This window comes from Bisbaumannia pacifica (assembly GCF_007989625.1).
Classification (GTDB): Bacteria; Pseudomonadota; Gammaproteobacteria; order Pseudomonadales; family Halomonadaceae; genus Bisbaumannia; species Bisbaumannia pacifica.
Window position 1 is genome coordinate 1 of sequence record NZ_BJUK01000107.1, and the last position, 891, is coordinate 891.

Consider the following 891-nt stretch of genomic DNA (forward strand, 5'->3'; position numbering starts at 1 on the left):
TGACGGGTCTGCAGCTCAGGCGCGTCGGTCCGGCTCAGCTCGATATCGAAGACCACCTCGGCGAAGGGCCCCTCCAGCCGACGCTTGTCGATCTCGGCGGCATCGTCGATGCGGGTCGCCGGGATCACCAGCTCCTCGCGGGTGGCGAAGGCGAAGTCGTCGTAGGTGTAGGGGTCGCCGGCCAGGTTGATCTGGGTGGTCAGGTGCTGATGGCCCGGCGCCGAGACGAAGTAGTGAATATGCGCCGGACGCTCGCCGTGGCGGCCCAGGGCCTTGAGTACCACATCAGTGGGGGCGCCTTCCGGCACGCCATAGCCCGACGGGATGATGCTGCGCGCGGTGTAGCGCCCCTCGGCGTCGGTGACGATGGTGCGGCGCAGGTTGTACTCGGACTGGGACGGATCGAAGAAGGAGTAGCCGCCCTTGGAGTCGGCGTGCCAGATCTCGACCTTGGCACCGGCGACCGGCCGGCCATCGGTGTCGCGCACCTGGCCGGTCAGCCACATGGTCTCGCCGTCGGTGTCCTGGCCATCGTCCATGCGCGCGAAGCCCTCGGCCTCGGGGGCGCCGGCCACGTAGAGGGGCCCTTCGATGGTGCGCGGGGTGCCGCCGACGCGTTTGGCCTCAGCGTCGATGGCATCCTGGCGCATATCCAGATAGTGATCGAAGCCGAGCCCCGGCGAGAGCAGGCCGAACTGGGTATCGTGCCCCAGGGCATTGAGCAGGCTGACGCTCGACCAGAACTCCTCGGGGCTGACGTCGAAGTCGTCGATCAGGCGATAGAGGTCGGAGAGCAGGCGGTGCAGGATCTGCTTGGCGCGCTGGTTGCCGCCGGCCTGATCGAAGCCGGCCACGGCCTCGAGGAAATCCTGGACTTCCGGGGTATCGAAG

Annotated in this window: 1 protein-coding gene; it reads right to left on the reverse strand. The window is 67.9% G+C overall.

Features of this window, described 5'->3' with window-relative positions:
- The coding region (catA, locus tag HPA02_RS18105; RefSeq protein WP_146804606.1) for a catechol 1,2-dioxygenase at positions 1-891 on the reverse strand (891 nt) is incomplete at both ends.